This is a genomic window from Rhizobium sp. P1_E6 (assembly GCF_056405875.1).
The window spans coordinates 1-4908 of record NZ_JBFUBG010000180.1 but is presented as its reverse complement, the minus strand read 5'-3'; the positions used below and the strand labels follow the sequence as shown (position 1 = coordinate 4908).

Below are 4908 nucleotides of genomic sequence, written 5' to 3'. Positions count from 1 at the left end.
GGCTGGAACCGACACAGGCAGTGTCGTCGCGCCCTCCGAGTAAGAAAAGCGGCCGCGACGCGCGGTGTTGCTGTCGGCGATGACGTGAAACCGGCTGCATATGTTGCAAAGGTCCCGCTTGATCTCGAATTTCCATCCCCGATCGGGAAAACCTCGCCGCCAAGGCGTGCTCTGCCCTCCGCCAACCGGACCAAATACGAACCGCGGACCGAGGCCGCCGAGAACGGAAGGCCAGCGCAGACCGGTCCATGTCAGGTGGTGAATGACATCGTACCGATTTTCAGCGTGCAACCAGGCCGCCGTTTTACGGGCGGTCATCTGCCATTTGTAGTAATGCTGACGGCTTCCATGGGCGTTTTCGTATCCAGGTCCAGGCCGGCCAGGAACATCGTGCCAGACAGAGCTCAGACCGCTCGGCACCTGTCGCTTGTCGCAATAGCGCTCGATCGCCGCACGATGACGACTGCCGCAGGTAAGAACGGTGATATCATAACCCTGGCTGGCCAGTTCCAGAACGAAATTCCAACCCTTGCCCAATCAGGATCCCGCGTCTGGCTCGCAGGTATAGGCTGACACGAGTATGCGCATCAAATCAGAATCCAGTGGTCTGGGGCAAGGAATTGTCGAATGTGGTTCCTTCGTGCCTGTCGGCAGGTCGACCAACGATGTCCGCTTCTTCCATTTAGCGACAGTCTTCTGATTGATCCCGTAGCGCTTCGAAAGTGCTCTCAGGCTCTCTTCACTATTTTGTATTGCTCGACGGATTGCCACTGTCGTCGTGGCGCTCCCGTGTAAAATCTGGCCCAAACACCTAGACCGGTGCGGAATTATTGTTCGAACCGATCTCGCAACACTACGAACGAGGTGCCACCTTGATCACCAGCAACCTTCCGTTCGACGAATGGACGGAGACCTTGGGATCCGAGGGCCTGACCGGCGCTCTGCCGGACCGCATCACCCACCACTTCAACATCCTCGAGATGAATGGCGACAGCTATCGCCTCCAGCAAAGCCGCGCCCGAAAGGCCGSCTGAAGTCAGTCGAAAAATCCCAGCGCGCGGATGAGGCCCCCGCTCGAGCTACGCCCTCCCGGTGGGCTCATCCGCGCGCCGAAGTAGCCGATTGTTGCGCGCTGCGTGATCGTTAGCGCGATTGTTGTGGCGATCGGACGACCGCCACAACGGGTATCGTTACAGGAGAAAATCGCCTGTCTCAAGGTGGACGAGACCCTTCATCTGAATCTCGAAGTCAGAAACGCCGTCGCCGTTCAGGTCGCCCTGGATAACGGTAGTATCGTTCGCGGATCCAGCCTTGTCTTCATAATGCCAGGCGAGCGCGCCAGCCTTGTGGTCGAAAGAGGCATCCTCCTGCGCCAGGAAATGGAAGGTTCCATTGCCCTGCGCAGAGCCATTCCCGTCCATCGCCGAGAGGTCGATCTTATCGGCGCCGTGCTGGAAGTCGGTGATGACGTCCCGGTTCGAGCCGAGCCCGGCTTCCGCCGGTGCCTTGAAGATAAACATATCCGAGCCGGCGCCACCGGTCATAATGTCCTTGCCGGCGCCGCCGTTCAGCTTGTCCGCGCCAGCCGCGCCATCGAGAACGTTGCTGCCGCTATCGCCGGTCAGCACATCGTTGTAGCTGGAGCCAGCCAGGTTTTCGATGCTGACGAGCTTGTCACCGGTGGCATACCCGCCCGATGCGGCCCCAGTCGCCAAGTTGACGTTAACAGCGGCGGAGCCCCAATAGCTTGCCGTGTCGTTGCCGTCGCCACCATTGATGGTGTCCGCGCCGGCGGCGCCGTTCAGCTTGTCCGCGCCAGCCGCGCCATCGAGAACGTTGGCGCCGCTATTGCCGACCAGCACGTCGTTATAGCTGGAGCCAGTCAAGTTTTCGATGCTGACGAGCTTGTCACCGGCGGCATGCCCGCCCGATGCGGTCCCGGCCGTCAAGTTGACGTTGACAGCAGTGGAGCCCGCGTAGGTGGCCGTGTCGTTGCCAGTGCCGCCGTCGAGCAGGTCCGCGCCGGCACCGCCCTTCAACACGTCATTACCGGCCATACCCTTGTAGGTTTCGTTGCCGCCGTCGGACTGGCCGTTATGTGGCATGGTGTCGTTGCCGTTGGTGCCGGTATATACCTTCGTCCCCGTGGTTGGCGTCCCCGGTTGCGTCGGCGTGGTTGGCGTTCCCGGTGTCGTGTGGGAGCCCGATTCGTAGGCACCGACATCGACAGTTCCAACGACGCGAGCGTGGCCGTCCAGATCAACCGTATCGAGGCCGTACTTGTCGGTTCCGTGGTCGATCGCCACCGAGCCGGCGCCGAGGTGGAAGTCGCCGTTCGCCGCCGCCAGGAATTTCGGATCGACGCCGAGCTGGTTGCCGTTCGCCGCGCTCGGCATCGGGTTGCCGCCGTCGGTCTTGACCGAGGCCTGGCCGGCCGTGCCGTTATAGGTGACGTTGTTGGCCCAGACCACGTTCTTGTTGCTGTAGCCGCCGGTCGAGGTGTTATCGATCGCGGTGTTGTTCTTGTTCAGCGATGGGTCCGCTACGGCGATGTTGTTGACCCAGGTATTGTTGCTCGACTGCGAGTTGCTGAGTTCGCCGCGCCAGGTGCCGGTGTTCTGCGGGTCCTGATTGTTGTGGTATGCGGTGTTGTTCGCCACCGTGACGGAGTCGCTCCAGGTCACCTGGATGCCTTTGCCGCCGTTCTCGTAGACGAGGTTGCCCTCGACCAGGGTCTTGAATGTATAGTTCGGATGACCGCTCGCCTGCGTGCTCTGGAAATCGTCGATGATGATGCCGTTACCATCGGTGTGCGCACCCGACTTCGTGACGTTGTCGTGCGAGATGTTGTTGCGCACGATCGTCCGGTAGCCCTCCGTCGAGGTATCGCCGGTAATGTTCCGGTTTTGGTAGATCGAGATACCCGAAAACCAGCCCGACGATGCGTTATTGTAGGTCTCGTTCCCCTCGATTTTGAGGAAGTCCGACTGGTTGAACTGAATGCCCGACTCCCCGGCGTCGTGGACCTTGTTGTTGAGAATTGAGACATGGTGGACGCCGCCCCCTTCGATGCCGTCGCCGGGGCCGCCCTTGATGTCGAAGCCATCGATTGTCACGTAGTTGGCGTTGACAGTGATTGCGTTCCACGAGCCTGCGGGCGGCCGGATCAGCGCCCCGCCCGGCACTTCCGAGCGCAGCGTGATGTCGCCTGCAGCCGAGCCGTCCTTGTTGATGTTGATGGCCTCGTTGTAGGTCCCTGCCTTCACCACGACTTCGTCGCCGGGTTTAAGGTTCGACGACATCGCCTCGCTGATCGTGCGGAATGGAGAGCCGGCACTGCCGTTACCGCCACTACTACCGGTCGTCGCTACGTAATATGTCGTCATGATCTTGCTCCTCAACCTTAGCGTTGTGTTTGCCGATTAATATTTTTGGTTAATCAGCCGTTACGGCGGGGGGTTATAGGACGGCATCCTGGAGGTTGCAACAGCAACTCAACAGTAAGCCCTTGAGAATTATAGCCATATTGCTGCCACATTATCTGAATCGATCCGAAGTTACGTTTTGAAATACTTGTTGAATTTCGCGTTTCCAAAACTGTGGCAGTATAAATGTCTCGCATGCCGCGAATTATTCTTTATGCAACTATAGCGAAATGCTTCCATTGAAAACATTAGGGAAACCTGATGGGCGTGGCTGGAATCCTCCCGCCAGAGGCAGAATCGACATTTTTTTCTAAATTTAACTAATTTGGGCAGCGTTGCCTTGCCGATTGGCACTGATCGAGATGGCAATGGGAGGGCATGAGTCGGGCACGCCCATCTCGATCCAGCGGTAATAGCGCCGCTTCACCGAGCGATAGTCGCCAAGCCGCTCGGGCAGATCTCGCCAGCGACCACCGGAACGCTCCATCCACAAGAGTGCCTCCAAAAATGTTCGACTATCCGTGCGGGGACCGCGCTTGCCTTTGGTCCCACCCGGCACAAAGCCCCTGATGCGCTTCCATTGATCATCTCGAAGTGCGTGCAATCCATCACCGACCTCCAGAAGTCAGTGTTGAATCTGATTTGCTCCAGCCTCTGGAGGGTTCTGTGAGGTCCGGGCGCGTTGCGTGCGGCATTCACTGATCCTCATTGAAGCCGGATTGAGCGAAGGCGCGGGTTGTTTGGCGCTATGGGGATTCAACCGAAGCGGCGGATGGCACTTGGGAAGATCGAACCTTGCCGGAACGCGTGGACAGGTCTGGAAGGAGATTGTTGGCGGTCATTGCGGTGTCGTTGACGGGCCTGTCGGCTGGTTTGCATTGGTCGAACCCCTGGTACTGTTGCGCTCTGCGTCGCTCAGGCACAATTGGCCAAAGCACCAGCCTCGCGGCTGTTCGGCATACCGACGCTGATCGTTGAACTGATGGCGCGCGTGGAATAATCATGAGCTGTCTTCCCATGCTGGTCGGCAGGCCGGCCGAATCGGGGTCCACGCGCCGATGATCGTCATGGCTCCGCCGCAACAGGGGCAGCGATGCGTCAGAGGGGGTGGCTTTGCGTCCGGTTCTTCGACCGGCTGCTCCGGCGGCGGGAGGTCGATCAGGCTTCGGCAGAGGTCCAGCTTCAGTTGGCCGATGGCCATTGGAAAGCAAGCCGAAGTGACGAATGCGGTGAAAGCTCCGGGACCGTACACCTAGTCACCCGAATCTGAAGTTCGGCTCATTGTCTTCTGGCAGAAGCGCTTGACCGACGCGAGGATCTGGTCGGCGGATTTGACCCACTTGTATGGTGTGGGATTTTCGTTGTGGGTTTCGATGAATGCGTCGATGTCGGCTTCCAGTTCTGCGGTGGAACGGTGTATGCCGCGCTGCAACTGCTTTCGCGTCAGCTCTGCGAACCACCGCTCGACCTGATTGATCCAGGA

At 59.2% G+C, this 4908-nt stretch carries 1 protein-coding gene and 6 pseudogenes; 1 reads left to right on the top strand and 6 read right to left on the bottom strand.

Translation table 11 applies throughout. The annotated features are described in order from the left end of the window. Positions 1-537: pseudogene (locus tag AC1D35_RS34745) on the bottom strand (hypothetical protein); the annotation flags it as partial. Positions 538-621: 84 nt separating this feature from the next. After that, a pseudogene (locus AC1D35_RS34740) lies at positions 622-807 on the bottom strand (IS481 family transposase); the annotation flags it as partial. 8 nt (positions 808-815) lie between these two features. Between AC1D35_RS34740 and AC1D35_RS34735 the strand changes: the two are divergent. Continuing rightward, a pseudogene (locus tag AC1D35_RS34735) lies at positions 816-1034 on the top strand (ATP-binding protein); the annotation flags it as partial. Positions 1035-1190: 156 nt separating this feature from the next. Here the strand turns inward: AC1D35_RS34735 and AC1D35_RS34730 are convergent. The 4 genes and pseudogenes from AC1D35_RS34730 to AC1D35_RS34715 all read right to left on the bottom strand — a co-directional run. Then, positions 1191-3386: a calcium-binding protein gene (locus tag AC1D35_RS34730; protein ID WP_477942425.1), complete on the bottom strand. Its 2196-nt coding sequence runs from the start codon at positions 3384-3386 to the stop codon at positions 1191-1193. A 421-nt stretch (positions 3387-3807) separates the two neighbouring features. Further along, positions 3808-4034, bottom strand: a pseudogene (locus tag AC1D35_RS34725) (transposase); the annotation flags it as partial. 391 nt (positions 4035-4425) lie between these two features. Then, positions 4426-4660: pseudogene (locus tag AC1D35_RS34720) on the bottom strand (IS91 family transposase); the annotation flags it as partial. 17 nt (positions 4661-4677) lie between these two features. After that, positions 4678-4908: pseudogene (locus AC1D35_RS34715) on the bottom strand (IS630 family transposase); the annotation flags it as partial.

Excerpts from the sequence above, each read along its gene's own strand:
- AC1D35_RS34730 (WP_477942425.1), bottom strand. The coding sequence starts at position 3,386 with ATGACGACATATTACGTAGCGACGACCGGTAGTAGTGGCGGTAACGGC.